28 protein-coding genes are annotated in these 25635 nt (G+C 67.5%); 23 read left to right on the top strand and 5 right to left on the bottom strand.

What is annotated here, in order from left to right; all coding sequences use genetic code 11:
• Window positions 1-2: 2 nt before the first annotated feature.
• Genes FZ938_RS20830 through FZ938_RS20785 form a run of 10 tightly spaced genes read left to right on the top strand, consistent with a single transcriptional unit; the run spans window position 3 to window position 10307 of the window.
• Window positions 3-1538: a PfkB family carbohydrate kinase gene (locus FZ938_RS20830; RefSeq protein ID WP_149200362.1), complete on the top strand. Its 1536-nt coding sequence runs from the start codon at window positions 3-5 to the stop codon at window positions 1536-1538.
• An 11-nt stretch (window positions 1539-1549) separates the two neighbouring features.
• Window positions 1550-2173 carry an SIS domain-containing protein gene (locus tag FZ938_RS20825; RefSeq protein ID WP_149200361.1) on the top strand — a complete coding sequence of 208 codons (624 nt, stop codon included), beginning with the start codon at window positions 1550-1552 and terminating at the stop codon, window positions 2171-2173.
• Window positions 2170-3171 (top strand): NAD-dependent epimerase/dehydratase family protein, encoded by a 1002-nt coding sequence (locus FZ938_RS20820; protein WP_149200360.1) that lies wholly within the window; start codon window positions 2170-2172, stop codon window positions 3169-3171. Before FZ938_RS20825 ends, FZ938_RS20820 begins: the two co-directional genes overlap by 4 nt.
• A gap of 22 nt (window positions 3172-3193) precedes the next feature.
• Window positions 3194-4168, top strand: a complete 975-nt coding sequence (locus FZ938_RS20815) for a thiamine pyrophosphate-dependent dehydrogenase E1 component subunit alpha (protein ID WP_149200359.1) — start codon at window positions 3194-3196, stop codon at window positions 4166-4168.
• Window positions 4161-5243: an alpha-ketoacid dehydrogenase subunit beta gene (locus FZ938_RS20810; RefSeq protein ID WP_149200358.1), complete on the top strand. Its 1083-nt coding sequence runs from the start codon at window positions 4161-4163 to the stop codon at window positions 5241-5243. Before FZ938_RS20815 ends, FZ938_RS20810 begins: the two co-directional genes overlap by 8 nt.
• A 15-nt stretch (window positions 5244-5258) precedes the next feature.
• A complete protein-coding gene (locus FZ938_RS20805) occupies window positions 5259-6362 on the top strand; it encodes a DegT/DnrJ/EryC1/StrS family aminotransferase (RefSeq protein ID WP_149200357.1) in 1104 nt (367 codons plus the stop codon).
• Window positions 6349-7482, top strand: a complete 1134-nt coding sequence (locus FZ938_RS20800; protein WP_149200356.1) for a DegT/DnrJ/EryC1/StrS family aminotransferase — start codon at window positions 6349-6351, stop codon at window positions 7480-7482. Before FZ938_RS20805 ends, FZ938_RS20800 begins: the two co-directional genes overlap by 14 nt.
• Before the next feature lie 4 nt (window positions 7483-7486).
• Entirely contained in the window at window positions 7487-8569 is a 1083-nt protein-coding gene (locus tag FZ938_RS20795) for a hypothetical protein (protein ID WP_149200355.1), read from the top strand.
• A 24-nt stretch (window positions 8570-8593) separates the two neighbouring features.
• Window positions 8594-9718 carry a radical SAM/SPASM domain-containing protein gene (locus FZ938_RS20790; protein ID WP_211101130.1) on the top strand — a complete coding sequence of 375 codons (1125 nt, stop codon included), beginning with the start codon at window positions 8594-8596 and terminating at the stop codon, window positions 9716-9718.
• Between the two features lie 13 nt (window positions 9719-9731).
• Window positions 9732-10307: an NUDIX domain-containing protein gene (locus FZ938_RS20785; RefSeq protein WP_149200354.1), complete on the top strand. Its 576-nt coding sequence runs from the start codon at window positions 9732-9734 to the stop codon at window positions 10305-10307.
• An 84-nt stretch (window positions 10308-10391) separates the two neighbouring features.
• On the opposite strand, the gene FZ938_RS20780 is transcribed toward FZ938_RS20785, so the two are convergent.
• Entirely contained in the window at window positions 10392-10883 is a 492-nt protein-coding gene (locus FZ938_RS20780) for an RT0821/Lpp0805 family surface protein (protein ID WP_149200353.1), read from the bottom strand.
• 239 nt (window positions 10884-11122) lie between these two features.
• Here FZ938_RS20780 and FZ938_RS20775 point away from each other — a divergent pair, with 239 nt between their 5' ends.
• The 3 genes from FZ938_RS20775 (at window position 11123) to FZ938_RS20765 (ending at window position 14824) form a co-directional block, all read left to right on the top strand.
• Window positions 11123-12214 (top strand): glycosyltransferase family 4 protein, encoded by a 1092-nt coding sequence (locus FZ938_RS20775; RefSeq protein ID WP_174756964.1) that lies wholly within the window; start codon window positions 11123-11125, stop codon window positions 12212-12214.
• Window positions 12215-12373: 159 nt separating this feature from the next.
• Window positions 12374-13558 carry a glycosyltransferase family 4 protein gene (locus tag FZ938_RS20770; protein WP_149200351.1) on the top strand — a complete coding sequence of 395 codons (1185 nt, stop codon included), beginning with the start codon at window positions 12374-12376 and terminating at the stop codon, window positions 13556-13558.
• A gap of 9 nt (window positions 13559-13567) precedes the next feature.
• Window positions 13568-14824 carry a glycosyltransferase gene (locus FZ938_RS20765; RefSeq protein WP_149200350.1) on the top strand — a complete coding sequence of 419 codons (1257 nt, stop codon included), beginning with the start codon at window positions 13568-13570 and terminating at the stop codon, window positions 14822-14824.
• Here the strand turns inward: FZ938_RS20765 and FZ938_RS20760 are convergent.
• Window positions 14781-15911 carry a nucleotidyltransferase domain-containing protein gene (locus FZ938_RS20760; protein ID WP_174756962.1) on the bottom strand — a complete coding sequence of 377 codons (1131 nt, stop codon included), beginning with the start codon at window positions 15909-15911 and terminating at the stop codon, window positions 14781-14783. The genes FZ938_RS20765 and FZ938_RS20760 overlap by 44 nt on opposite strands.
• A gap of 211 nt (window positions 15912-16122) precedes the next feature.
• On the opposite strand from FZ938_RS20760, the gene FZ938_RS20755 reads away from it, so the two are divergent.
• Genes FZ938_RS20755 through FZ938_RS20740 form a run of 4 tightly spaced genes read left to right on the top strand, consistent with a single transcriptional unit; the run spans window position 16123 to window position 18675 of the window.
• Window positions 16123-16935 (top strand): class I SAM-dependent methyltransferase, encoded by an 813-nt coding sequence (locus FZ938_RS20755; protein WP_174756960.1) that lies wholly within the window; start codon window positions 16123-16125, stop codon window positions 16933-16935.
• Window positions 16936-16953: 18 nt separating this feature from the next.
• Entirely contained in the window at window positions 16954-17262 is a 309-nt protein-coding gene (locus FZ938_RS20750; protein ID WP_149200347.1) for a PqqD family peptide modification chaperone, read from the top strand.
• A gap of 16 nt (window positions 17263-17278) precedes the next feature.
• A complete protein-coding gene (locus FZ938_RS20745) occupies window positions 17279-18184 on the top strand; it encodes a hypothetical protein (RefSeq protein ID WP_149200346.1) in 906 nt (301 codons plus the stop codon).
• Entirely contained in the window at window positions 18181-18675 is a 495-nt protein-coding gene (locus FZ938_RS20740; protein WP_149200345.1) for a lasso peptide biosynthesis B2 protein, read from the top strand. Before FZ938_RS20745 ends, FZ938_RS20740 begins: the two co-directional genes overlap by 4 nt.
• Here the strand turns inward: FZ938_RS20740 and FZ938_RS20735 are convergent.
• Genes FZ938_RS20735 through FZ938_RS30690 form a run of 3 tightly spaced genes read right to left on the bottom strand, consistent with a single transcriptional unit; the run spans window position 18639 to window position 21407 of the window.
• A complete protein-coding gene (locus FZ938_RS20735; RefSeq protein WP_174756958.1) occupies window positions 18639-19268 on the bottom strand; it encodes a 2OG-Fe(II) oxygenase in 630 nt (209 codons plus the stop codon). The two genes, FZ938_RS20740 and FZ938_RS20735, sit on opposite strands and share 37 nt — an antisense overlap.
• Window positions 19265-21190 (bottom strand): asparagine synthase-related protein, encoded by a 1926-nt coding sequence (locus FZ938_RS20730; protein ID WP_149200343.1) that lies wholly within the window; start codon window positions 21188-21190, stop codon window positions 19265-19267. The genes FZ938_RS20735 and FZ938_RS20730 overlap by 4 nt, the downstream gene beginning before the upstream one ends.
• A gap of 40 nt (window positions 21191-21230) precedes the next feature.
• A complete protein-coding gene (locus tag FZ938_RS30690) occupies window positions 21231-21407 on the bottom strand; it encodes a hypothetical protein (RefSeq protein ID WP_174756956.1) in 177 nt (58 codons plus the stop codon).
• 491 nt (window positions 21408-21898) lie between these two features.
• Here FZ938_RS30690 and FZ938_RS20725 point away from each other — a divergent pair, with 491 nt between their 5' ends.
• From FZ938_RS20725 to FZ938_RS20700, 6 genes are all read left to right on the top strand, one after another.
• Window positions 21899-22429 carry a phage tail protein gene (locus tag FZ938_RS20725; RefSeq protein WP_149200342.1) on the top strand — a complete coding sequence of 177 codons (531 nt, stop codon included), beginning with the start codon at window positions 21899-21901 and terminating at the stop codon, window positions 22427-22429.
• A gap of 30 nt (window positions 22430-22459) precedes the next feature.
• Window positions 22460-23005, top strand: a complete 546-nt coding sequence (locus tag FZ938_RS20720) for a phage tail protein (protein ID WP_149200341.1) — start codon at window positions 22460-22462, stop codon at window positions 23003-23005.
• A 16-nt stretch (window positions 23006-23021) separates the two neighbouring features.
• Window positions 23022-23588 carry a phage tail protein gene (locus FZ938_RS20715; RefSeq protein ID WP_149200340.1) on the top strand — a complete coding sequence of 189 codons (567 nt, stop codon included), beginning with the start codon at window positions 23022-23024 and terminating at the stop codon, window positions 23586-23588.
• Window positions 23589-23612: 24 nt separating this feature from the next.
• Window positions 23613-24131, top strand: coding sequence for a GNAT family N-acetyltransferase (locus FZ938_RS20710; RefSeq protein ID WP_211101129.1), 519 nt, complete (start codon window positions 23613-23615; stop codon window positions 24129-24131).
• Between the two features lie 108 nt (window positions 24132-24239).
• Window positions 24240-24539 (top strand): DUF6916 family protein, encoded by a 300-nt coding sequence (locus tag FZ938_RS20705; protein ID WP_149200338.1) that lies wholly within the window; start codon window positions 24240-24242, stop codon window positions 24537-24539.
• Window positions 24540-24695: 156 nt separating this feature from the next.
• Window positions 24696-25634, top strand: coding sequence for a JmjC domain-containing protein (locus FZ938_RS20700; RefSeq protein ID WP_174756954.1), 939 nt, complete (start codon window positions 24696-24698; stop codon window positions 25632-25634).
• The last annotated feature ends 1 nt before the right edge of the window (window position 25635 follow it).

The raw sequence follows: 25635 nt of genomic DNA, 5'->3' as shown, positions 1-25635 counted from the left end.
GCATGGGAAACGATCCGACCTCGAAAATCCGCAACATCGGTGCACTGGGCGACATCGCCAAGGCGGCGCGGGCGCAAGGCAAGACCGTCGTGCTCGCCCATGGCACGTTCGACCTGATGCATTTCGGCCACGTCCGGCATCTGCAAGCGGCGCGGAGCGAGGGCGACGTCCTGATCGTGACGGTCACCGCCGACGGCTTCGTGAACAAGGGTCCCGGCCGGCCGGTGTTCGGCCACGGCATCCGTGCCGAAATGCTGGCTTCGCTGGAATCGGTGGACTATGTCGGCATCAGCGAGGAGCCGACGTCGGAGGGCGTTCTCCGGATCATTCGGCCCGACGTCTACGTCAAGGGGAGCGATTACGCCAACGCCGAGGACGACGTCACCGGAAAGATCAATGACGAACAGGCGGTCGTCAGAAGCTATGGCGGACGGACCGTCTTCACGGACGAGGTCACCTTCAGCTCGTCGTCCCTGATCAACCGCCACCTGGACATCTACGACCCGCCGTTGCGCGAGTTCCTGAACCGTCTGCGGGAGTCCGACGGGCTCACGGCGATGTCCGAACTGCTGGAGCGTGTCCGCGACTTCAAGGTCCTGATGGTCGGCGACACCATCGTCGACGAATACCAGTACGTCATTCCGATGGGCCGCTCGCCCAAGGAAAACATGATCGCGACCCTGTTCCAGAACCGCGAACTGTTCGCCGGCGGCGTCGTCGCCGCCGCCAATCACGCGGCCAGCTTCTGCCGGGAGGTCGAAGTCCTGACCGCGCTGGGAAGCGTGGACGGACATCGCGATCTGGTGACCGAAAGCCTGAAGCCCAACGTCTCGCTGTGCTCCATCGAGCGGGACGGCATGCCGACCACCCGGAAATGCCGCTTCGTCGACCAGAGCTATCTGCGCAAGCTGTTCGAAGTCTACCATATGGACGACGCCCCGCTGCGGGCGGACGAGGAGACCCGCTTCATCGCCGCCCTGCGCGAGCGCGCGGCGGCGGCCGACGTGGTGATCGTCACCGATTTCGGCCATGGGCTGATCACGCCGCGGGTCATCCAGGCCCTTGCGGAGTGCTCGCCCTTCCTTGCGGTCAATGCCCAGTCCAACAGCGCCAACACCGGCTTCAACCTGATCACCCGCTACCCGCGCGCCGACTACATCTGCATCGACGCCCCGGAGGCGCGGCTGGCGGTCGCCGACAAATACGCCGACATCAGCCACATCATCTCGGAACTCCTTCCCGCCCGCGTCGATTGCGACCGGACCATCATCACCAACGGCCGCCACGGCTGCGTCACCCGCGGCCCGGGCGAACCGCTGATCCACATCCCCGCCTTCACCAGGACTGTGGTGGACACCGTAGGGGCCGGCGACGCCTTCTTCGCCATCACGGCTCCGCTGGTGGCCGCCGGAGCGTCGCTGGCGCATGCCGGTTTCATCGGCAACGTCGCCGGCGCGCTGAAGGTGAACATCGTCGGCCACCGCAAGTCGGTGGAAAAATCGGCGGTGCTCAAATATCTTCAGACGCTGTTGAAATAGGCGGTACATGCATGGAACGGGACATTTCAGCCTATTTTAGCACCCTGGCCCGGTTGGGCGGGCAAGCCGAAGCGACCGACGAAGCCGCGCGTCCCCTGGGGCTGGCCGATGCCTTCGCCTGGGTGCAGCGCAAGGCGCGCGCGGCCCACGACAGCGGGCACAAGCTGATGTTCGTGGGGAACGGCGGCAGCGCCGGCATCGCCAGCCATTGCGCCATCGATTATTCCAAGAACGGCGATCTGCGATCCCTGGCCTTCAACGACGGGGCGGCGCTGACTTGCCTCGGCAACGATCTGGGATACGAGAACGTCTTCGCCCGGCAGGTGGAGATGCATGGCCGATCGGGGGATCTGCTGATCGCGATTTCCAGTTCCGGCAACTCTCCCAACATCCATAAGGCGGTATCGGCCGCGCGCGGGATCGGCTGCGCGGTGGCGACGTTCAGCGGCTTCAAGGCCGACAACCCCCTGCGCAGCATGGGCGACGTCAATTTCTATGTCGCTTCGGATGCCTACGGCTTCGTCGAAATCCTGCATCTCAGCCTGTGCCACGCGATCCTCGATCTGGCGATGGGATGGCGGGCGACGGACGGATCGGTCAGGAGCGGCGATTTGAAAGCGGAGAGCTTGGTATGACCCAGAAGACTTGGCGCGTGCTCGTGACCGGCGGGGCGGGGTATGTCGGCGCCGTCCTCGTTCCGAAGCTGCTGGAAGCCGGACACGCGGTGACGGTTCTTGATCTCTACCTGTATGGCGACGACGTCCTGAAGTCCAGCCGCGGCAACCCGGCGCTTCGCGAGATCAAGGGCGACCTGCGTGACCCCGACACCGTCGCCGACGCCCTGGCCGGATGCGACGCGGTGATCCATCTGGCGTGCATTTCCAACGACCCGTCCTTCGAACTCGACCCCGGCCTGGGCAAGTCGATCAATTTCGACGCCTTCCGCCCCCTGGTGCGGCTTTCCAAGGCGGCGGGCGTCAAGCGGTTCATCTACGCCTCTTCCTCCTCGGTCTACGGCATCAAGGAAGGGGTGGAGGTCACCGAGGATCTGCCGCTGGAGCCGCTGACCGACTATTCGAAGTTCAAGGCCATGTGCGAGGACGTGCTGGCGCAGGAACGCGAACCGGGCTTCGTCACCCTGACCATCCGCCCGGCGACCGTCTGCGGCTATTCCCCGCGCCAGCGGCTGGACGTCATCGTCAACATCCTGACCAACCACGCCGTCAACACCAGCCGGATCAAGGTCATGGGCGGTACCCAACTGCGCCCGAACATTCACATCGACGACATCTGCGACCTCTATCTGCTATCGCTGCAACTGCCAGATGAACAGATCGACGGCAAGATCTTCAACGCCGGAGAAAAGAACCATTCGGTGGTCGACCTCGCCACCATGGTGCGAGACATCGTCGGCGACCATGTCCAGATGGACTTCCTGCCGACCAACGATCCGCGCTCCTACCATGTGTCGTCGGAAAAGATCCGGGAGGAGCTGGGGTTCGCGCCCAAGCGCACCATCGCCGACGCCGTGCGCGATCTGGTGACGGCCTTCCGGGAGGGCAAGCTGCCCAACGCCATGGAAGATCCCCGCTATCACAATATCAGAACAATGCAAACGATCGATCTGAAATGACCGGAAGGTGGGGGCCATACCGATGACCACATCCCGTGCTGGTGCCGATCTTCCGGATTTGTACCGCGCCATGCGGCGCATCCGCATGATCGAGGAAGCGGTGGCCGTACGCTACGCCGAGCAGGAGATGCGCTGCCCCGTCCATTTGTCGATCGGGCAGGAAGCCGTCGCCGTCGGCGTCTGCGCCGGAATGCGCCCCGACGACCAGTTGGTCAGCACCCATCGCTGCCATGCCCATTACCTTGCCAAGAACGGCGATCTCAAGGCGATGTTGGCCGAAATCTATGGCAAGGCGGCAGGGTGCTGCGGCGGCCGCGGCGGCTCCATGCATTTGACCGATTCCACCGCCGGCGTCCTGCTCAGCCTGCCGATCGTCGCAAGCTCCATTCCGATCGCGGTCGGGGCAGCGCTGGCCATCCGTCAGGAGGGCCGTGATGCGGTCGCCGCCACCTTCATGGGCGACGGGTCGATCGAAGAGGGGGTTTTCCACGAGAGCATGAACTTCGCCGCGCTGATGCGGCTGCCGGTTCTGTTCATCCTCGAGAACAACCTGTACTCGTGCTACACCGGCCTGAAGGACCGCCAGCCCCGACGCCCCTTCGTCGACCTGGCCCGCGGCTATGGCATGCCGGCCGAAGCGGCGGACGGCAATGACGTGGAGGCGGTGCGCGAAGCCGCCCGGCGCGCGATCGCCCGCGCGCGCGCCGGAGACGGCCCCACCCTGCTGGTGTTCGACACCTATCGCTGGCGCGAGCATTGCGGTCCGAACTACGACAACGACATTGGTTACCGCACGGAGGCGGAGTTCCTGGACTGGAAGGAGCGCTGCCCCGTCGAGCAGGCGCACCGCCGTCTCGTCGCGGCAGGCCGGCACGACGAGGCGGCGGAAGCCGCCATGACCGCGGCCATCCAGGCAGAGATCAACGAGGCGTTCGCCTTCGCCAAGACGGCCCCCTTCCCTTCCCCCGAGACCGCGAGGAGCCATGTCTATGGCTGAGGCGCGAATCCTCAATGTCGCCGAGGCGCTCCGCGAGGCGACGGACGTCGCCATGGAGCATGATCCCCGGATCTTCGTGATGGGCGAGGGGGTGAGCGATCCCAAGGCGATCTTCGGCACGACGGCCGGGCTGGCCGAGCGGTACGGAGCCGCCCGGGTCATGGAAATGCCCATCGCCGAGAACGGCTTCACCGGTGTCGCCATCGGTGCGGCGATCATGGGCCGCCGGCCGCTGATCGTGCATCAGCGGGTCGACTTCGCGCTGTTGTCGCTGGAACAGCTTTTCAACAACGCCGCCAAGACCTGCTACGTCACCGGGGGCCATCACACGGTACCGCTGGTCGTGCGGATGATCGTGGGGCGCGGCTGGGGCCAGGGACCGGCGCATTCGCAGAGCCTTGAGCCTCTGTTCGCCATGATCCCCGGCCTGAAGGTGGTCATGCCGACGACGGCGCGCGAGGCCAAGGGCCAATTGATCGCCGCGCTGGAAGATCCGAACCCGGTCATCATGATCGAGCATCGCTGGGTCCATTACGCGACCGGCCATGTTCCCGCGGGCCGCTACACGGTTCCGCTCGACGGTCCCCGCCGCGTGCGCGAGGGTGGCGACGTGACCATCGTCGCGACCTCCTACATGCTGCTGGAGGCCCTGCGCGCCGCCGAGACGCTGGAGAAGGCGGGCATCAGTGCCGATGTCATCGACATGGCGGTGCTCCGGCCATTCGCACCGGAACCGATCGTCGACTCCGTGCGACGTACCGGGCGGCTGCTGTTCATCGACACCGGCTTCCGCCAGTTCGGCATCGGTGCCGAGGTGGTCGCCACCGTCGTGGAGCAGGCGTTCGGCTCCCTGGTCACGCCGCCTGTACGGCTTGGCCTGCCGGAGCATCCGACCCCCAGCTCCCGCGCCTTGCTGACCGACTTCTACCCGACCGCGCTCAGCATCATCGACGCCGCCGCGGCGCTGACCGGGATCGAGCCTGCGCGCATCGCCGCTCCGCGTGCGGCGTTGGCCGCGGAACTCGCCAAACTGCCGGTGGATGTCCCGCATCCGACCTTCCGCGGACCTTTTTAAGGTGGGAATTCATTGATGAAGGTTCGCTACTCCTACTTGCCCCAGCAATTCGCCGAAATCGATGACCTCCTGGCGGAGATCAAGCGTTTCGTCGCCACAGGCGACTTCACGCTGGGTGAGCCCCTGACCCGGTTCGAAAGCCGCTTCGCCGAGCTGATCGGAAGCCGGCACGCCGTTGGCGTGGGGTCCGGAACAGACGCCATCAAGCTGCCGCTGAAGGCGCTGGGCATCGGGCATGGCGACGAGGTCATCACCACGGCGAACACCTTCATCGCCACGGTGGGCGCCATCAACGAAATCGGCGCGCGGCCGGTGTTCGTGGATTGCGACGACACGTTCTGCATGAACGTCGACCAGTTGGAGGCGGCGATCACGCCGCGTACCAAGGCGATCGTGCCTGTGCACTTCACAGGCTATATGACCGACATGACCAAGCTCATGCCGATCGCGGAGCGATATGGCCTGCCGGTGGTCGAGGACGCCTGCCAGGGCATCCTGGCCAATATCGGCGGCAGGAATTCCGGAACCTGGGGCAATGCCGGCGCCTTCTCCCTGCACCCGCTGAAGAATCTCAACGTCTGGGGGGATGCAGGCGTGGTCGTCACCGACGACGACGACATGGCCCGCAATCTGCGCCTGCTTCGTAATCATGGCATGCGAAACCGCGATGAGATTGAAATTCTCGGATACAATTCCAGGCTGGATTCGCTGCAGGCCGTCGTCGGCAACTGGCTGATCGGGGAAGCCAAGTCGATTTCCGACCGCCGCATCGCCAACGCAGAATATTACGATGCGCAGCTTTCGACCATCCCGCAAATCCGCATTCCGCCGCGGGTTTCCGGCATGCGTCTGGTCTATCATCTCTACATCGTTTTTGCCGAAGACCGCGACGGCCTGTTGCGCCATCTGATCGACAAGGGAGTCGAAGCCAAGATCCATTACCCGATCCCTCTTTACCTGCAGGACGGCCTGAAATTCCTGGGCTACAAGCCCGGTGATTTTCCGGTCACCGATCGGCACACGGAAACGATCATCACGTTCCCGACCGATCAACACATCACGCGGGAAGAGCAGGACTATGTGATTGATGCGGTGCGGAGCTATTATGCCGGACGCTGACCGGCCGGTGAATCCGGCCCCCATTCCCTATGTCAATCTCTCCGCTCAGTTCGAAGAGGAAAGAGACGAACTGCTGGCGGTCGTAACCGACGCCCTGCGGCGCGGCGACTACATCGGCGGCGGCGCCGTGCACGCGCTTGAGCGCGCTTTGGCCGAAATGCACTCGGTGGAGGAGGCGGTCTGCCTGAATTCGGGCACCGACGCGCTGGTGCTGGCCATGCGTGTGCTCGGCATCGGGCATGGCGACGAGGTCATCACCCCGGCCAATTCCTTCGTCGCCTCCACCTCCAGCATCGTGCATGTCGGTGCCCGGCCGGTTCTGGTCGATGTCCTGCCCGACCAGAACATCGACCCCGACGCGGTTGCCCGCGCCATCACCCCGCGCACCAAGGCGATCATGCCGGTCCACCTGACCGGCCGCATCGCGGATATGGATGCGATCCTGGCACTGGCCGAAAGGCATGGCCTGCAGGTCATCGAAGACGCGGCCCAAGCCATCGGTTCGCTTCACCGTGGCCGGCTGGCGGGCACCATCGGCGACATCGGCTGCTTCTCGGCACATCCGCTGAAGAACCTGAACGCCTGTGGCGACGCCGGTTTCCTCGTGACACGCCGTTCCGACATCGCTCGGCGCATCCGCCTGCTCCGCAACCACGGGCTGGCTGATCGGAACACGGTGACGGAGTTCGGCATCGTGTCGCGCCTGGACACCCTGCAGGCGTCGATCCTGCTGATGCGGCTGAAGCGGTTGCCTCAGGTCACCGAGCGCCGCCGACGCAACGCAGCGCTTTACCAGAGCCTGCTCGCCCCCGAACACGTCTTCATGCCCCCCTGCCTGGAGCACGAATTCAACACCTTCCATACCTTCGTGGTGCAGGTCGACCAACGGGATGCGCTACAGAGCTGGCTTGGCGAGCATGGAATCGGCACTGCCGTGCATTATCCGATCCCAATCCATCTGCAGCCCGCTGCCAGCAGCCTGGGTTACAAGCCCGGCGACTTCCCGGTTACCGAGACGCAGGCGAAACGCATTCTGACCCTGCCGGTCAATCAGTATCTGTCGGAGGCGGACGTGCGCCGCGTTGCCGCGACGGTTAATGCCTTTTACGACCGGACGTGACATCATGGATACCAGTCCGATCCAATACGAGACGCTCGTCGCCGAGTTCGAAAACGGCCTGTTGAATGCCTTGCGTGGGCATAGGGTCGGATTCGATTACCTGGAAATCTGGGTGCCGGACGAGGATCCGGTCAAAGGGATCCTCAATATGGCGGAGTCGGCCGAGGCCCTGTCCACGCCCGACATCGCCGTGGCGGTGCGCCGCAGCACCTTGCCCGCCGCCCGCGATGGTGAGCTTCTGGCTCTTCTGTCGCAACTGGGCAGCGCGTCCATCACCCCGGCCGGCGACGGCGTGGTGGTCAACGTGCGCGGCCTGGGCATGGTGTCGGCTCTGCGCGATGTGCACCATGGCTTGCGTGACGGGCTGTTGCGCAGGCTCGCCGACCTCAAGCATGAGGGACTCAGGCTGGAGCCGCATGACGGCCTCGTTCGTGTCGCCGTCGAAGAAGGCCCCGCGCAACTGTGCGTGCTGGTCGAACCGGACGCCGGCCACATCGTTCGGGCCGCCTGCCATGTGGGCGCGCGTACCCCCGTGGAGCGGGCGATCCTGGATGCTCTATGTTCTGCCATTCTCGACACGCCCGTCGACGATGCCGCCGATCATGGAGCCATCCGAGCGATGGCGTCTCTCCATGCCGTCGAGTTGACGCGCCCGGTCGCCGGCGTACTGCATCCCGTCAACGCCGACCCCGCCTTCGTGCCGGTGGTGCGAATGGCCCATGCGATCCGCGACGACTACTGGGCGCGTATGAATCTGCCGCCCCGCTACAACGAGTTCGATCAACTGCCGTCGGCATCATGGCTGGGACTGGATGCTGCCGAGCGGATGAGCCGGATCTCGGCTGCGATCGCGGCGTTCCTGACAGAAGCCGGATTGACCGAAGGGGACATCCGATTGCTGCGCATCGACGACGACCTGCACGGTCAGCCGGTGCGCATCCTGGTGACCTTCGGCAATGGCGTCGCTCCCAAGGAAAAGCCGCCCGCGATGCGGGCGCTTGAGCGGGCGTTAAAGCGTGGCGTCGATCAGAGCCTGCAACTCTACCATGAACAGCTCAAGGACCAGAACGCCATCCGGCGCCTCTGATCCGTGATGTGAGGAGTCTCGACCATGAGCAGCATCATGTCTGATCACACGCAGCTCATCTTGGATGGGACGAAGATCGCTTGGCATGAGGATCGAGTGCGGGCTTGGGAGCGTGGCGAACGCATCGCTCCCATCACGATCGATATGGCATTGACGCGAGCCTGCAATTACGGCTGCCATTTCTGTTATGCGATGCTGCAGGAGAACGATCGAGGCGTCATCAACCAGAAGGTCATGTACGATTTCCTGGAAGATTGTGCGGAGATCGGCGTCAAGGGCATCAGCCTCGTTTCGGACGGCGAAAGCACCATCTCGCCGGTGTTCGTCGACACCATTGTGCGTGGCAGCGAACTTGGCCTGTCCATGGCCTGCGGAACCAACGGCTTCGTGCTGAACCGGCGGAAGCTGGAGGAAATTCTTCCGCACATGACCTATCTCCGCGTCAACATCTCGGCCGGAGAACGCCAGCGTTACGCCGAGATCATGGGGGTCAAGGAGCATTGGTTCGACCGGGTGTGCGAGAACATCCGGGATATGGTGGAGATCAAGAAGCGCTTGGGATTGTCGGTGACCATCGGCCTTCAAATGGTCCTGATGCCCCAATATGCCGATCAGATCCTGCCGCTGGCGCGGCTGGGCAAGGAACTGCGGCCCGATTACCTAGTGATCAAGCATTGTTCGGATGACGAGGATGGCTCATTGGGAGTCGACTATGGAGGGTATGAGGCAATCTACGATTTGCTTCATCAGGCCGAGGAGATGTCGGACGAGGATTACAAGGTCGTCGTCAAGTGGTCGAAGATACAGGACGGACACCGCCGCAGCTATCAACGCTGCTATGGCCCGCCATTCATGATTCAGCTCTCCGGTTCCGGATTGGTCGCTCCCTGCGGCATGCTGTTCAACGAACGATATAAGAAATTCCACATCGGTAATATTTGTGAAACCCGTTTCAAGGACATTTGGGCGAGTGACCATTACTGGGATGTGATGAATTATCTCGCCAGCCCAGACTTCAATGCCCAAACCATGTGCGGCACGCTGTGCCTCCAGCACAAGGTGAATGAGGTTCTTGACGCACATCTGAAGGGTCACATCACGCTGGAAAAGCCAATCGGTTCCCCGCCTCAGCATCTCAGCTTTATCTGATCGGCTGCACTCGATGGAGGACGAACCTGCCATAAGCGGTCAGTCCGACGAGGCCGATGGCGATGGCGGCCTCCTGCCTGGGGGACCGGGCTGGCTGCTGCGGGATGTCGCGGTGTTGTTGGTTACGGCCGACAGGCGTTATCTGATGCAGCTTCGGGATGATCTTCCCTGGCTTCGAGTGCCCAGCCATTGGGCATTGTTCGGCGGCAGGGTCGAGGATAGTGAGACGCCACGCCAAGCCGCGTTGCGCGAGCTGATGGAAGAGTTGGAGTTCCAGCCCGGCAAGCTGGACTGGTTCACCGAAACCGGCTTCATCATGCCGCAGTTGGACGTAGGGGCGAGCCGAAAGGTCTTTTTCGAGGCCCGGATCACAGCGGAAGACATCGCCCGGATGGTGCTCCACGAAGGGGCTGCCATGCGGCTGTTCACGCTGCAAGAACTGCTGAGTGAACCACGCATCGTTCCATGGGATATCGGCGTGGTGATCCTGCATGCCCGGCAGGATCAGATTTTCCGCAACCCCGCGCCCAACCCAGCCAGCCCAAACGATTTCACTGGGAATGAGACCGCTTCAGACAGAATCGGCTGAAGCGTGAAGTGCACTGAAAATCGAAAACCTGGATTCTGCCAGATACTTCAATAGGCATTTGGCAGACTCCAGGCCGATCACTCTTTACCCCACGATCTTCCACGACCCGTCGGGCTGGCGGCAGGCGGTGCCGAAGGCCTGTTCGGTGCGGCCGCCGACAACGATGGTCTGCTGGAACTCGCGGCAATAGGCGCCGGAGCCGTCATAGCCGTCCTTGACCGGCACGATGACGCCCTGGTTGCCGGACTGCGGGTTGTTCCAGGTGATCCGCTGGCCGATGGGGGCGCTGTAGGCCTGGGTCGCGGCACGGTCGGCGTAGGCCTGGTCGGCACGGTCGAGCGAAGCGCCGAGTTCCCGCCCGGCGAAGGCGCCCAGCAGCGTGCCGATGCCGACCGCCACCAGCTTGCCCGAGCCGCCGCCGAAGCGCGAGCCGATCAGGCCGCCGGCGATGGCGCCGCCGACGGTGCCGAACCCCTCCTTGTTGCCCATCGACCCGGTCTGGCAGCCGGCCAGCGTGGTGGACAGCGCGAGCACCGCGACGGCGGCGATACGGGGGAAGCGGGACTGGGCACGCATCGGAGGGCTCATCTCTGTTCCGAGGGTTGTTGTTCCCGGTTATAGCGCAAGCGGTGCCGTTTGTGCAGCCGTCCTCACGCAAGCGGCCGGGCCGCCGCGGCGCACGGCACGTGCGGCCCCGGGCATTACCGCTACCGGTGCGTGCCGACATGGTGTAAGCCTTTCGGCCGGCCCGTGACGCCTCTGCGCGGCAAACGGGACCGCCGCATATGGACAGACTCCCGGAGCCTCGCCGACGCATGCGACTGCTGTTTCTCGTCAGTGATGCGTTCGGCGGACATGGCGGCATATCACGCTTCAACCGTGATCTGGCGGCCGCCCTGTCCGCTTCGCCCGACGTCCGGGAACTGGTCATCCTGCCGCGCCGAGCGCCGCACCCGCCGGGACCGCTTCCCCCCCGCACGGTCCAGCGCGCGGCACCGCCGGGGAAACTCGGGTTCGCGGGCGCCGCTCTCCGCGAGGCGGCCGGCGGCTTCGACGTCGTGATCTGCGGCCACATCAACCTGATGCCGGTCGCCGTGCTGGCCCGCCGGATGGCCGGCAAGCTGGCCCGTCGCGGCCGGCCGGCCCGGCTGGCGCTGGTCATCCACGGGGTCGACGCCTGGACGCCGGTGAAGGTTCCCGGCCTCTCCTCCGTCGACATGACGATCGCGGTCAGCCGCTACACGCTCGACCGCTTCCGGAACTGGTCAGACATCGCGGCCGGACGCGGCACGGTGCTGCCCAACACGGTCGATCTGTCCGTCTTCACGCCGGGGCCGCGCCCGGCGGCGCTGGAGGAGCGCTACGGCGTGGCCGGCGCGCGCGTGCTGATGGGGCTGGCCCGCCTCGACGCGATGGACCGCGACAAGGGCTTCTACGAGCTTCTGGCGGTGCTGCCCCGGCTGGCCGAACGGGAACCGGGGCTGCGCTACCTCCTGTGCGGCGACGGCACCGACCGCCCGTCTCTGGAGGCGGAGGTCCGCCGGCTCGGCCTGACGGAGCGCGTGGTCTTCACCGGCTTCGTGCCCGAGGAGGAGAAGGCCGACCACTACCGCCTCGCCGACGCCTTCGCCCTGTGCGGGCGGCAGGAGGGGTTCGGCATCGTGTTGCTCGAAGCGATGGGCTGCGGGGTTCCGGTGGTCGCCTCGCGGGTGGACGGATCGCGCGAGGCGGTGCTGGATGGCGCCATCGGCGAACTGGCCGACCCTGGCGATCCCGACGATCTGGCCGGCGCGCTGCAACGCGCCCTGGCCACGCCGCGCCCCTGCGTTCCCGACCTGCTGGCGCCGAGCTTCGGCCGGGATGCCTTCGTCTGGCGGGTGTGGGACGTCCTGTCGCATCTCGCCTGACGTGCCGGCACCGGCGCGGAGAGGCATGAGGGCGATGCCTTCGTGATTCGGATGTGACGGGGAATTGTATCGGCGCCCGCGGTTGGGCATGGTGTCGCCCGTTTCCCCACCAACCACGGGCAGCCACCCGCACGGGATGACGAGCCACCATGAGGCGATATGACTGATCCGGTCCGGCTTGCCTTCCTCACCACCCACCCCGTCCAGTACGCGGCGCCGCTGTTCCGCCGGATCGCCGCCGATCCGGACATCGGCCTGACGGTGTTCTATGCCAGCGACCTGACGGTGCGCGAGTTCGCCGATCCCGGGTTCGGGCGCCGGATCGCCTGGGACGTGCCCCTGCTGGACGGCTACCGGTCGGACTTCCTGGAGGCCTGGGGGGGCACCGGGCAACTCGACCTCCTGCGCCCCTTCAGCCGCGGGCTGGCGCGGCGGCTGAAGGAGGGGCGGTTCGACTGCCTGGCGATCCACGGCTACAGCCGGCCGGTCCATTGGCTGGCCGCCCTGACCGCCCGCCGGCTCGGCATCCGCGTCCTGTTCCGGGACGAGGCCACGCCGATCAGCCGCCGCCGCGGGCCGGTGCGCCGGGCGCTGAAGCGCGTCTTCTTCGCCGCCATCGACCGGCTGGCCGACGGCTGGCTGACGATCGGCAGCCTGAACGCCGCCTATTACCGGCAGCAGGGCGTCGCCGAGGAGAAGCTGTTCGCCTGCCCCTACGCCGTGGACAACGCCTTCTTCCGCAACGCCGCACCGGACGAGGGGCTGCGGCTTCGGCGCGCGATGGGCATTCCGGACGGCGCCCCGGTCATCCTCTATGCGTCGAAGCTGCAGCGCCGCAAGCATGCCGACCATCTCCTGGCCGCCTTCCAGCGGCTGACCCCGGTACCTGCCAGCGGGCCGCCGCCCCACCTCGTCTTCGCCGGCGACGGGGAACTGATGCCGGACCTGCGCGCCATGGCGGAGGGGATGGACACCGTCCATTTCCTGGGCTTCCAGGGACAGAAGGATCTGATCGCCTGCTATGCCATGTGCGACGTGTTCGTGCTGCCGTCCTCCTGCGAACCCTGGGGGCTGGTGGTCAACGAAGCCATGAATCTCGGCAAGGCGATCATCGTCAGCGATCAGGTCGGATGCGGCCCCGACCTCGTCCGCCACGGCGAGAATGGATTCGTCGTGCCGGTCGGCGACATCGGGGCGATGGCCAAGGCCCTGGGCGCCCTGTGCGCCGACCCGGACCTTGCCGCGTCGATGGGGCGGCGAAGCCTGGAGATCGTGTCCGGCTGGGATTTCGAGGCGGACCTGCGCGGCATCCGTCAGGCCCTCGGCCTTCCCCCGCTGCCCTGAGGAAACGGCATGTCCGGTCCCCATCTTCCTTCCCGAACCTCTCCCACGGTCGCGATCGTCGTCACCCACATCGCCCCGGCGCGCGGCTATGGCGGCATCGCCGAATGCACGGCGCGGGTCGCCCAGGCCTGGGGCGAGGCCGGGCACGAGGTGATCCTGTGCGCCAGCGACGCATCGGAGGGCGCGCCGCTGCGCCCGGATGAGCTGGGGCTGCCCGGCCGGGTGTCGCCGATCCTGTACCGGGCACGCGGCTGGCCACGCTGGGGCTTCGGGCTGGGGGCGCTGCCGGCGATCTGGACGGCCTGCCGCCGGGCGGATCTGGTCTATGTCAGCGGCGTCGCCACCTGGCCGACCAGCATCGCCGGGATCGTCTGCCGGCTGCTGCGGCGGCCCTTCACCGTCGGGGTCCATGGCAGCCTGATGGCGGGGCACGTCGCCTACATACGCGCCCGCAAGCCGCTGAAATGGCTGTTCTACCGGCTGATCACCCTGCCGACCCTGCGCCGCGCCCGCGCCGTCCACGCCACCAGCGCGATCGAGGCCGAGGGCGTGCGCGCCCTGCTTCCGGCGGTTCCCGTCGCCATCGTCCCCAACGCGGTCGACAGCAGGATCTGGCTGCCCCGGCCCCCGCGCCGGCCGGATGGCGGGCTGGTCGTCGGCTATGTCGGACGCCTGTCGCCGGAAAAGGGCATCCTGCCCTTCCTGGAGATCTGGCTGGCGACCCGCCGGCCGAACGACCGGCTGCTGATCGCCGGAACGGGCGACGGCGACTATGCCGCCCGGGTCGCCGCCCTGGCCGCCGGGGCCGGGGGGGCGGTGGAATGCCTGGGCTACCTGCCGGCCGACGGGGTGGCGGCGATGCTTGCCCGCTGCGACTTCGCCGTCCTGCCGTCCGGGCTGGGGTCCGGCGGGCTGCGGGAGAATTTCGGCAATGTGGTGGTGGAGGCGATGGCCCTGGCCCGCCCCGTCCTGGTCACCAGGGGCATGGCCTGGGACGGGGTGGAGGCGGACGGCACCGGTCTGGTCTTCGACCCCGACCCGGCCGCCACCGCCGCCGTCCTGGACCGTGCCCGGTCGCTGACGGCCGAAGCGCGCGCCGCCATGGGCCAGGCCGCCCGCGATTTCGTGGAGCACCGCTTTTCCATCCCCTCGGTCGGAACGGCGCTCTGGGCGGTGGTTGCGGGCGATCCGGTTACGGGCGATCCGGTCACTGGCGATCCGGTCAGGGGCGGCCGCGCGACAGCTCCATCGCCAGAACGCGGATGATGCGGAGCGGAAGCAGCAGGAAACGCATGCCGGAGGACAGCGGGAGGCCGGGATTGTCGCTGTCCGTCGGGCGCAGAAGGGCAAGCAGATACCGGGCCGCCGCCATCCTGCCGCGATAGAGCGACAGGTCCGACCGCAGCACGGCAATGGTCCCCAGCCGGCGCAGCGCCTCGTTCTCCTCCATCGGCGGCAGCGCCCAGATCGCGCCGACGACCGCCTCCGCCCGCCGCAGGACCGGCAGGTCGCCGGACGGACAGGGCGGCGGGACCGGCGGGGAAAGCCCGGTCAGCCCCCGGACCAGCCGCACGGCCATGGCGAGATGGCGTCCGGTGCCGCAACGGGCCGCGACCGCCGCTGCATCTTCCCAATCGGCGGCGGGGCGCCGGGTGGCGGCCACCAGATCGGCGAACCAGTACAGCAGCGACCAGTGATGCCGGGCACCATGATAGGCGGCATAGGCGATGGTGGCGCCGGGAGACAGGGAGCGGACGGTCCGCCCGCCGATGTCCAGTTCGGCGCTCTCGCGGAACGGGTCCAGCACCCTGGAGGAGAAGACGACGTTCCCCTCGCTCAGCTGCGTGTGCAGTTCCACCGGCGGTCCGCCATCCTCATGGGCGGCGAAGATCGCGTTGACATGCCGGCTCAGCAGTTCGGGCCGGGTGCCGTAGCCGAGCCCGCGCAGCAGCCGCAGCGCCTTGTCCGCCTGGGCCGGACGCACCAGAAGGTCGATGTCCCGGCATGACCGGGCATGGGCGTCGCCGAACAGCCGCACAGCCTGCGCCGGTCCCTTCAGGACCAGAAGATCGACCCCGGCCTGCCGGAAACACCGGGCGACCTCCAGCATCCTGGCGGTCAGCAGCAGCGAGCGCCGGATCTCCGCCCGCCGCCACTCCGCGATCTCCGTCAGCCAGGCGTCGGGCGCGCCGGGCAGGAAAGCCCGGTCCATCAGCGGGGCCAGGCGATGGTAGCGCGCGAGACAGCCGATTTCCCGCCAGTCCGGATCAGCGGGAAGCGGATGCGCCAGGCCGCCGAAACGGGCGGACAGGGCGGCGACCAGATACCGCTGCGCCGGCGGCAGGTCCGCCACGGAAAAACCGAGGCCGGCCGTCCTGCCAGCCGTTTCCGTGTCCGCAACTCCCATAGCTGCCCCTGCCATGCCGATCCACTCGCTTCCCTCGGCTGCTGCGGACATTTTCCCGCACCGACGGAAACGCACAATCGCGGTGCAACTGCTACACTCGCAACAGTTATGTGGCTTCTCCTCTGCCGGAAAGCTCCTGGACGGAAAGGATCCTTGCATGACGGGAAGCCGTTGCCTGTGGAAGCGGATGCGCCGGATTTTGGGGCGGATGCCGGGCGGCGGCCATCTCGTCGCTTTCCGCCGGTTCCTCCGGGGCACCGACGCCCGATATGCGAGCTTGCGGCGGCGCGCGGTGCCCGGACTTTTCCAGCCCTTCGCCACGACGGAGTTGGACCGCTATCCGGACCTGTTCCGCTACGTCCTGCTGCGGCTGGGCAACGGTCCCGGCCTCCGCCTGCTGTCCTTCGGCTGCTCGACGGGGGAGGAGGTGTTCAGCCTGCGCCGCTACTTTCCAAGCGCTGTCATCCGCGGCCTGGACATCAATCCCCGCAACATCGCCCGGTGCCGCATCGCCCACCGCCGCTCCGCCAATGGTTCCGATGACGGACCCGACGACCGGCTGTCCTTCGCCCTGGCGTCCGATGCCGGGGGAGAACCGGCGGAAAGCTATGACGCGGTCTTCGCCATGGCCGTCTACCGTCATGGCGAACTGGGGAGCTTTCCGCCGCGTTGCGGCCACCTGATCCGTTTTGCCGCCTTCGAGGAGTCGGTGGCGGGGCTGGCCGCTTGCCTGAAGCCCGGCGGCCTTCTGGTGCTGCGCCATGCCAATTTCCGCTTCGCCGACACGGCCGCCGCCGCCGGCTTCGAGCTGCTGCTGGAAGGTGACCAGCATCCCGATACCCCGGTCTACGGGCGGGACGAGACGCTGCTGCGGCCGCTTCCTCTGCGCGAAGGCGTCGTTTTCCGGAAACGGGCGTCGGAGCCCGCATCCGTTCCAGCCGCTTCTTTCACCGAACCGGGTATGGCATAACCCCCAGGATTGCACGCCATGGTCGAGGACCGGATGGAAACGCTCACCCCACTGCCACATTCCACCCTGCTGATCCGCAGCGATGACATCCTGGCCGCGGAGCTGGACGGCGAGACCGTGCTGCTGAAGATCGAGCGCGGAGCCTATTTCGGTCTGGACGACATCGGCGGGGAGGTCTGGCGCCTTCTGGAAACGCCGCTTGCCGCCGGCGATCTGTACGGCGCCCTGTCGGGACGATACGACGCCGATGCGGCCACGATCGAAAGCGACCTGGCGCCGGTGCTTGTCGAGATGATGGGCGAGGGGCTGATCCGGGTGGCGGCCTGACGCCGGGACCGGGGTGATGGGCGCCTCCTATTCCGTCCTGGGCCTGCGGCTGGACAGCGAGGTTCCCCTGCCGGAACTGCCGGTCAGGACCGGCGCCGGGGCCGCCGACGTGACCGTCCGGCTGGGCTCCCCAGCCCTGTGCGCCACGCCCTTCGTGTCGGGTGCCGAGGCCGACGTGGCGGCGGACGGAACCGTGCGGGTGGAGGGAAACGGCGTCGGCACCTTCCTGGTGCGGAACGGGTCCGAGATCCTGGTCGACGCCCGGACGCCGGTCGCCGCCCCCGCCCTGCGCGCCTATGTGCTGGGCAGCGCCCTGGCGGTGATCTGCCACCAGCGGGGGGTGTTGCCGCTGCATGCGGCGGCGCTCGCCTCCCCCCGTGGGATCATCCTGCTGGTGGGGGAGAGCGGGGCCGGCAAGTCCACCCTGTCCGCCGCACTGACGGCGCGGGGGTTGGGGCTGGTGGCGGAGGATCTGGCGCCCCTGTCCTGGACCGACGAGGCCCGTCCGCCGATGGCGCTGCCCAGCGTTCCGCGGCTGAAGCTGTCCCCGGAGGCGCTGCGGCGGCATGGCCATGCGCCGGACACCCTGCCCGAGCTGCCCGGTTCCGGCGGCAAGCGGGCCCTGCATCTGCCCCCGGCCCCGGCGGGCGAGGTCGTCGCCGTCTGCCACCTTCACAAGGCCGTGCCCGGAGATGAGCCGCATCTGGAACCGATGGACGGCATGGCGGTCCTGGCGTCGCTGCAACGCAACGTGCTGCACTGGCCGACCGCGCTCGACCTGGGGCGCGGGCCGGCGGTCTTCCGGCGGCTGGCCCTGCTGTCGCGACAGGTCCCGCACTGGCGCCTGCGGCGGCTGGAGGGGCTGGACCGGCTGGAGGAGACGGCGGCCCTGGTGCTCCGCCTGACGGAGGGGCGCGCATGAGCCCGCACGCGCTGCCTTGCCGAGGCTGGGGCCAGGTCTGGTGCCGGCTCTGGTGCCGGCTCTGGCGCCGCCGGGCGGATCTTCCCCTTCTGCTGGAGGCCGCCGCCGGGTTGGGGCTGGCCTGGGCGGCCATGCGTCTGGTGCCGTTCGGACGGCTGGCCGCGTGGCTGCATCCGCGGGTGCGCCGCCGTGCCTCGCCACCGCCGGCGGCGGCAGAGGTGGCGCGGGTGGCCTGGGCCGTCACCGTCGCGGCGCGGCTGGTGCCCTGGCCGGCCGTCTGCATCCACCAGGGGATCGTCGCCCAACGCCTCCTGGCCCGGCGCGGCATCCCGGCGGAGCTGTATTACGGGGTGAGGTCGGCCCCCGGCACCGGCGATATCCCCGCCGATATCCTCGCCCATGTGTGGGTCCGCGCGGGCGGGCTGGACGTGGTGGGGCACGAGGTGGCGGGCGATTACGTGACGCTGGCCAGCTTCCCGTCCCGTCCGTGACCGGCCGGCGCCTGCCGCCGGATCCAGATGTTGACGGCATAGCGCAGGTCGTCCGGTCCGTCGCCGGAACAGGAGACCGGCATCACCTGATGCGCCAGGAAGGAGGGAAAGGCCACGGCCTGACCGTGTTCCGGCTCCACATCCACCGGCCCGTGATCGCCGCCGATGGGAAACAGGCGCAGGGCGCCGCCACCGAACCTTTTGGGCAGGACGTGCAGATAGAGGACGATGGTCACCACCCGGCTGGCCGCCGCCGCATGTTCTCCCACGAAGGTGTCGATGTGACGGTCATAATGGCCGCCGTCGCCATAGGCGGCGGCCTGGACCTCGACCTCTTCCGGCGTGAAGGCGGGCAGGCCGAGACGGGGCGCCAGGGCGGGAAGCTCCCGCAGGGCCCGGTCCCTGAGCGCTTGCGCGGCCTCGTCCAGATCCAGCAGCGCAAGGCCGTTGCGGATGCCCGCATCCAGCCGGCCGCCGACCAGTCTTCCGGCTTCGAACTCCGCCCGGCGGGACCGGAGCAGGGCCAGCAGATCGTCCCTTGGCCCCGGTTCCAGGAAGCCGGGCAGCAGGACATGGGGGGCGCGTGGGGTCATGGCGTTGCTTCCCATTCGGATGGCGCCGCGGGGCGGTTGCCCTGGTCGAACTGGCGCAGGAAGCGGGAGACGCCCAGGGCATGGCACAGCGTCCCCAGATAGACCGCCCGCATGGCGTGGCCGTCCCACCCGCGGTCCGGCCACTGGTCCACCAGCCGGCGCAGCCGGGGAACGTCCAGGAAGTGGCGGGCCAGCGGGCTCGCCTCCATCCAGGCGATCTCGGCCTCGATGTCGGCGCGGGCCTCGCGCAGGCGGTCGGGCCAGTCGGCGGACTGGATCGACTTCTGCCGGGTCGCCACCACCGTATCCGGGACCAGCCCGCGCATCAGGTCACGGGCGATGGCCCGGGTCTCTCCCGTCTCCAGGTCGAAATACCGGTCGTCGGGGATGGACAGGCACAGTTCCACCACGCGGCGGTCGGCGGTGGGATCGCGCACGTCGACGCCGCTGACGCGGCGGACCCCGGCCGCGACCCCGGGATCCCCCAGCATCGCCACCCGCCAGGACCGGCCGTCGCCGCGCATGGCCCGGACATCCTCGTGCGCGCCCGCCAGCAGGCGGTCGAGGACGCCCGTCCGCCGGGCGGTTTCGGGGTTCAGCGCCAGATCGTCCAGCCCGGTGGGGGCGCGGCGGCCGGTCAGCCGCTTCGCCATCCGCACCGGGGCGGGCGGGACCCAGGGCGCCAGGGCATGGTTGGCCAGCCCCAGCCGGGTCGGGTTCCCGTGACGGCCGAGGCTCCACACCGCCCTTGCCAGCGAGACGAACCGGCCGGACCCGGCGAGGGCGCACAGGTGGTACAGGCCGTGATAGCTGAAGGTGACGTTGCCGGCCCCGCCTTCCAGCAGGACGGGGATGCGGCGGCGGCGCACGTCGCGCAGGATGGCCCCCGACCAGATCCCGTTGGGGGACATCCGCTCCACCTGTTCGTAGGTCAGGCGGCGGCGGTCGCAGTCGGCGAACAGGGAGCCCTGGTTCCCCGGCACCCGCACATGCTCCACGTTCGCGAACCGGGCGGCCAGGGCGGCGGCCAGATCCCCTTCGTCCGTCAGCAGGCCGGGATAGGCGTCGGGGGGGATGGCCCGGGCCGGCACCCCGGTATAGGCCACCAGCCTGCGTCCCTGCCGGGCCAGAATCCGCGCCGCCAGGGCGGTGACGGCGCCGCTGTCGAAGCCGGCGCTCAGCTCGGCCGCCACCGGGCCGGAGGGCGGCAGGCTGAAGGCGACGGCTTTTTCCAGGGTCTCCGTCACGGCGGCGACATGGTCCGCCCGGCTGGCGAGCCGCAGGGTCGGGATGCGGTCGGGATGCCAGTGGCGGTGCTCGCGCACGGTGTCGTCGGCGATGACGGCCGCATGACCCGGCAGCACCCGGCGGATCCCGGCATAGCCGGTGGCGGAACCGGTGACCGGCAGCTCCGCGATGGACAGCGCCAGCGTTTCCATGTCCGGCGCTGGCGTCACCTCCGGATCGGTCAGCAGGGCCGACGGCATCGGCGCGAACAGCCATCGCCCGGCCGACCGGGTGTAATGCAGGGGCTCCACGCCCATGCTGTCGCGGACAAGGACCAGGCGGCGGGCGCTGGCGTCCCAGATGGCGCAGGCCAGGGTTCCCGGCACCCGGTCGGCGAAATCAAGCCCCCAGGCCCGGTAGGCCAGCAGCAGCAGGGTGGCGGCGTCTTCCGGCCCGGTGGAGGAGAGATTCAAGGCGGACCGCAGTTCCGCGGTCCCGTACAGGCGTGCCCGTCCCGCCAGCAGAAGGTCGGGTCCCAGGCTTGCCAGCACCGCTCCGGGGCCGGCGGCCAGACGCAACGGTCCGGACTCGGCCGTCCTGATCCGTCCCGCAGCCGGATCGCCCACGGCGACGGCGCGGTCCAGATCGAACGGCGCCGAGACTGCGCCCGTGCCGAGGCTGCCGGCGAAACTCATCGCGGGGCGTTTTCAGATCGGAAAGGCTCCGCCTTCCCGCTCAGCTTGCCCGGCGGAGACCGCCGCCGCCGTCGAGCGGTCCGGCAGCTGTAGTGGTTTGTGCGGAATAGGCGTCGAAGCGGCGGAGGGCCGGCTTGTGCCAGGGCATGCGGCGTCCCTGCCCCTCAATGGTATCGGCATCGGCCTTGCCGGGCACCTTCTCCTCCATCCGATCCATGGCGGCACCATCCCTCGTATAACAGCTTCCGGTTGCCCGTCAGCCGTTCCGTTGCGATCCATCGACAACCGGATTTAGGCCAAACCATCCAAGTTGTCTAGCTGATAGCGGCCGGTGGGGCCGGCCTGCTTCCCAGGATTGGCCACCCGTGCATCGGCACAGCCGCAGCCGTCGCCCTCGGCAGCCCCCTCATATGCCGGCGGATGTGGTGGCGTTTCCCATTTCGGATTTCGACGTCTGAATGCGCAACAATGCGCAACCGCGAATCGCGCGGAGAATGTCCATGCCGCAAAGCAAAACGGCTCGTTATAATGCTTCATTGTTCGGGAAATATCAATTCTTCGGACCTGTTTTCGCGCGTGCACCATTGTTGGTCGTGATAATCATATGATTTTCTTGCGAGTTATGCTTGGGTGGCATATGCCTATCGGTGGCTGGGGTTCGCTGATCCGCTGGCCGAACGAACGGCCCCGAAATTTCGAGGAGGAAGCATGAGTGACTTTTTCTTAGGCGAGATTCGCGCCTTCAGCTTCAGCTGGGCGCCGGATTGGTGGGCCCAGTGCAATGGCCAGACCATGACCATCCAGCAGAACCAGGCGCTCTACGCCCTGCTCGGCGTCACCTTCGGCGGTAACGCCACGACCAACTTCATGCTTCCCGACATGCGCGGCCGCGGGGCCTACGGCGCGGCGAACGTGACCGGACAGCAGCGCGGCAACAACTTCGGCAGCGAGGGCGTGACGCTGACGACGGCCCAGATCCCGTCGCACACCCACACCCTCAACGCCACCACGACGCTTGCCGACACCCCCGACCCGACCGGCGGCATCATGGCGCAGTTCGCCCAGACGGATAACGGCCAGCCGGCGCCTGCCGGCTACGGCCCCCTGAACACGCCGGTGGCGCTGAACGCCGGACTGATCGCGGTGAACGGCGGCGGCCAGGCACATTCCAACATGCAGCCCTTCACGGTGGTGAACTTCTGCATCGCCACCCAGGGCTTGTTCCCGTCACGCCAGTGATTTCCCGCCACAGGTAAATGAGGTAACGACATGTCGGACGCCTATGTTGGCGAAATCCGCCTCTTCGCGGGATCGTATGCGCCGGATGGCTGGCATCTCTGCGATGGCACCGTTCTTACCGTTCAGGGCAACGAGGCCCTCTTCTCGCTGATCGGGGCAACCTACGGCGGGAACGGCTCCACCAACTTCGCCCTTCCCGATCTGCGCGGGCGTGTTCCGATCCATATGGGTCAGGGAACGGGCCTGACGAACCGCGTCATCGGCCAGACCGGAGGGGCGGAGACGGTCGCCCTGACCACCGCCCAGTTGCCGACCCACACGCACAATCTGATGGCCAGCCCCAGCCCCGCGACCTCCACGACCCCTGGCGGCACCCTCGGACTGGCGACAACGACCACCTCCGGGTGGGGCCTGTATTATGCCGGCAACACCCCCGGGACCGACATCCAGATCGCGCCGATGGCGTCAACCGCGGTGGGCGTCACCGGCAACGGCGCGGCTCATGCGAACATGATGCCGTCCCTTGTACTGACCTACATCATCTGCCTGCTCGGCACGTACCCCACGCGGTCTTGAGGAGAGGACACGATCCATGGATTGCTTCATCGGTGAGATCCGCTTCTTCCCTTATAGTTTCGTTCCTGAGAACTGGCTCGCCTGCAATGGTCAGCTCTTGAGCCTTGTGCAGTATCAGGCGTTGGCCTCCATCATCGGCCAGACCTTCGGCGGCTCTGGCACGGGCGGCTCGGCCACCATAGGCTTGCCGAACCTGATCCAGCGCGTGGCCATCGGTTCCGGTGCCGGCCCCGGCCTGACGGCCCGGACCTGGGGCCAGCAGGTCGGCGCGGCGACGGTGACCCTGAACTCGACCCAGATTCCGGCCCACACCCACACGCTGAAGGGCACCATCAACCTCCAGGCGACTCCGACGATCACCGCGGCGCCCGCCGCCGGTTCGTGGTTCACCTACATGAACAAGCCGGCGGCACCTGCCGACGTCAGCAGCAGCTATATGTCCAGCAACCCCACGCCCAACACGACACTGGCGCCGACCTCGCTCACGTCGGTCGGCACCGGGCAGGCGCACGACAACAACCAGCCGGTGCTCTGCCTGGTGCCGTGCATCGCCAACGACGGCGTATATCCGGTGCGTTCGTAACAGCAGATGCAGGAACCTATCCCCGTGGGCCATCTGGCCCTGCCGGAGGAACTTCGGGCGCAGGCGGTCAGCCTGCGCCCGGAGAGGTCCGACGATGCCGCCTTCATGGACCGGCTCTATGTCTCGACCCGATGGGAAGAGATGACGGTCACCGGCTGGCCGGACGACCAGAAGCTGGCCTTCCTCCACCAGCAGCGCCAGTATCAGGCAAGCCACTACGCCACCCATTATCACGACGCCCAATTCGACGTGGTGGAGGTGGCGGGCGTGCCGGCGGGCCGGCTGTATCTGCTGCGGCTTCCCAACGATTATCGCATCGTCGACATTTCCCTGTTGCCGGAATACCGGAACCGGGGCATCGGCGGCGCCCTGATGCGGAGCGTGGCCGAAGAGGCCCACGCCAAGGGCATCAAGGTCAGCATCCATGTGGAGGTGGTCAACCCCGCGCAGACCCTCTACCGCCGGCTGGGATTCGTCGAGTGCGAGAACAAGGGCGCCTATCTGCTGATGGAATGGCCCCCCCGGTCCCCGTCTCCGCCCTGATCCCTGCCCTGATCCCTGCGGCGCCCCGCTCCCAAACCCAATGTCACGGAACCGGATCGATCCATGTCTACAGAACCCATGTCTCCAGAAACCGCGTCCGCGGAACCCGTGTTTCCAGATCTGAAGCTCGAGGATTTCGCCCCCTATGTGGGCAAGGTGTTCAACGTGGTGGCCGAGGGGTATCACCCCTATCCGCTGACCCTGGTTTCGGCGACCGCCATTCCCAACAGGTCCAACCTGGCGATGACCCGGCCGCCCTTCGACCTGCGCTTCACCGGTCCGGGGCCGGGCTATCTGCCGCAGGACACCTGGGGCCTGGAACACCCGACCCTGGGCGTCGTGCCGGTCTGCATCATCCCCCGTGCCCAGAACGCCGACGGCTACGACTATCAGGCGTCCTTCTACTGATCCCTGCCTACTGACCTCTGCGGTTCATCGGCGAACCCGTCGGGGATGAGGCGCCGCAGGCGCCCTTCCCCGGCGCACGCCCCGGTGGTAGCAGTGTGGCGGCAGGCGCCGGATCGCGCGCCGGACGGATCACGCGCGGCGTGCGGGGCGAAGCATATGGATCTGACGGAGTTTCTAGGGGGAACGCCCCCGGACCGGATCATCGCGGCGATGGCGGAGCGGACGCTGCTGCATCTTCCGCAGGTCCATGCCTCCCCGACCTCTCCCGACAGGCCCCGCCTGCCCTTCGGCTGGCCGGAATTCGTCGAGGCGCTGAACCTCTACCGTCCGGACTCGCCCGACATCCGCATCACCAAGACCGGAGCGCCGGTCAGCGCAAGCCTCCTGCACCCCGCGACCGGGGCGAACCGCATTGACGGCGCCGCCTTCGAGGCTCTCGCGCGGCAGGGGATCAGCATCATCCTGAACCGGATGGAATGCCGGCTGCCCATGCTGGACGGCCTCAGGCGGTCGGCGGAGCGGATGTTCGGCATGGCTGTCACCATCGGCTGCATCGCCACCTTCGGCAAGGGCGGCGCGCTGAAGGCCCATTACGATCCCGAGGACATCCTGCTGTTCCAGGTGGAGGGAGCCAAGCACTGGGACATCATCGGCGCTCCGACCACGCCGCCGCCCGGCGACAGGGTTCTGGAAAGGCTGCCGGACAAGCGGGTCGTCTCCTCCTTCACCGTGCGCGCCGGCGATGCGATGCTGCTGCCCTGGGGGCTGGGCCACTGCTGCGACTGCCTGGAGCCGTCGCTGCATCTGGGCATCGTCTTCAAGACCCCGATGGCCTCCGCCTATCTGTCCTGGCTGCTGACCAAGGCCGAGGCCGATCCCCGCTTCCGGCCCGGGCCGCCCATCGGCTCCCCTCCGGAAGACCAAGCGCGCTTCGACGCCGGGCTGGAGACGCTGGTGAAGGATTTGATGGCCGCGCACCCGCCCGCCGCATGGCGGTCCCACCTCGCGCGCCGGATCGCCGGCAACCCGGTGACGGTGGACCGGCTTCCCCTCGGGCTTCCCCTGGGCATACCGGTCCGCCGGGAAGAAGGCTGAA

Origin of the sequence: Azospirillum oryzae (genome assembly GCF_008364795.1) — a bacterium.
Taxonomy (GTDB): domain Bacteria; phylum Pseudomonadota; class Alphaproteobacteria; order Azospirillales; family Azospirillaceae; genus Azospirillum; species Azospirillum oryzae.
The sequence above is the reverse complement of the archived record's forward strand: the minus strand, read 5'-3'. Positions and strand labels throughout refer to the sequence as shown.

Bases quoted from the DNA above. Each gene is read 5' to 3' on its own strand.
- FZ938_RS20830 (WP_149200362.1), top strand. From the start codon at position 3: ATGGGAAACGATCCGACCTCGAAAATCCGCAACATCGGTGCACTGGGC.
- FZ938_RS20825 (WP_149200361.1), top strand. From the start codon at position 1,550: ATGGAACGGGACATTTCAGCCTATTTTAGCACCCTGGCCCGGTTGGGC.
- FZ938_RS20820 (WP_149200360.1), top strand. From the start codon at position 2,170: ATGACCCAGAAGACTTGGCGCGTGCTCGTGACCGGCGGGGCGGGGTAT.
- FZ938_RS20815 (WP_149200359.1), top strand. From the start codon at position 3,194: ATGACCACATCCCGTGCTGGTGCCGATCTTCCGGATTTGTACCGCGCC.
- FZ938_RS20810 (WP_149200358.1), top strand. From the start codon at position 4,161: ATGGCTGAGGCGCGAATCCTCAATGTCGCCGAGGCGCTCCGCGAGGCG.
- FZ938_RS20805 (WP_149200357.1), top strand. From the start codon at position 5,259: ATGAAGGTTCGCTACTCCTACTTGCCCCAGCAATTCGCCGAAATCGAT.
- FZ938_RS20800 (WP_149200356.1), top strand. From the start codon at position 6,349: ATGCCGGACGCTGACCGGCCGGTGAATCCGGCCCCCATTCCCTATGTC.
- FZ938_RS20795 (WP_149200355.1), top strand. From the start codon at position 7,487: ATGGATACCAGTCCGATCCAATACGAGACGCTCGTCGCCGAGTTCGAA.
- FZ938_RS20790 (WP_211101130.1), top strand. From the start codon at position 8,594: ATGAGCAGCATCATGTCTGATCACACGCAGCTCATCTTGGATGGGACG.
- FZ938_RS20785 (WP_149200354.1), top strand. From the start codon at position 9,732: ATGGAGGACGAACCTGCCATAAGCGGTCAGTCCGACGAGGCCGATGGC.
- FZ938_RS20780 (WP_149200353.1), bottom strand. From the start codon at position 10,883: ATGCGTGCCCAGTCCCGCTTCCCCCGTATCGCCGCCGTCGCGGTGCTC.
- FZ938_RS20775 (WP_174756964.1), top strand. From the start codon at position 11,123: ATGCGACTGCTGTTTCTCGTCAGTGATGCGTTCGGCGGACATGGCGGC.
- FZ938_RS20770 (WP_149200351.1), top strand. From the start codon at position 12,374: ATGACTGATCCGGTCCGGCTTGCCTTCCTCACCACCCACCCCGTCCAG.
- FZ938_RS20765 (WP_149200350.1), top strand. From the start codon at position 13,568: ATGTCCGGTCCCCATCTTCCTTCCCGAACCTCTCCCACGGTCGCGATC.
- FZ938_RS20755 (WP_174756960.1), top strand. From the start codon at position 16,123: ATGACGGGAAGCCGTTGCCTGTGGAAGCGGATGCGCCGGATTTTGGGG.
- FZ938_RS20750 (WP_149200347.1), top strand. From the start codon at position 16,954: ATGGTCGAGGACCGGATGGAAACGCTCACCCCACTGCCACATTCCACC.
- FZ938_RS20745 (WP_149200346.1), top strand. From the start codon at position 17,279: ATGGGCGCCTCCTATTCCGTCCTGGGCCTGCGGCTGGACAGCGAGGTT.
- FZ938_RS20740 (WP_149200345.1), top strand. From the start codon at position 18,181: ATGAGCCCGCACGCGCTGCCTTGCCGAGGCTGGGGCCAGGTCTGGTGC.
- FZ938_RS20735 (WP_174756958.1), bottom strand. From the start codon at position 19,268: ATGACCCCACGCGCCCCCCATGTCCTGCTGCCCGGCTTCCTGGAACCG.
- FZ938_RS20730 (WP_149200343.1), bottom strand. From the start codon at position 21,190: ATGAGTTTCGCCGGCAGCCTCGGCACGGGCGCAGTCTCGGCGCCGTTC.
- FZ938_RS30690 (WP_174756956.1), bottom strand. From the start codon at position 21,407: ATGGATCGGATGGAGGAGAAGGTGCCCGGCAAGGCCGATGCCGATACC.
- FZ938_RS20725 (WP_149200342.1), top strand. From the start codon at position 21,899: ATGAGTGACTTTTTCTTAGGCGAGATTCGCGCCTTCAGCTTCAGCTGG.
- FZ938_RS20720 (WP_149200341.1), top strand. From the start codon at position 22,460: ATGTCGGACGCCTATGTTGGCGAAATCCGCCTCTTCGCGGGATCGTAT.
- FZ938_RS20715 (WP_149200340.1), top strand. From the start codon at position 23,022: ATGGATTGCTTCATCGGTGAGATCCGCTTCTTCCCTTATAGTTTCGTT.
- FZ938_RS20700 (WP_174756954.1), top strand. From the start codon at position 24,696: ATGGATCTGACGGAGTTTCTAGGGGGAACGCCCCCGGACCGGATCATC.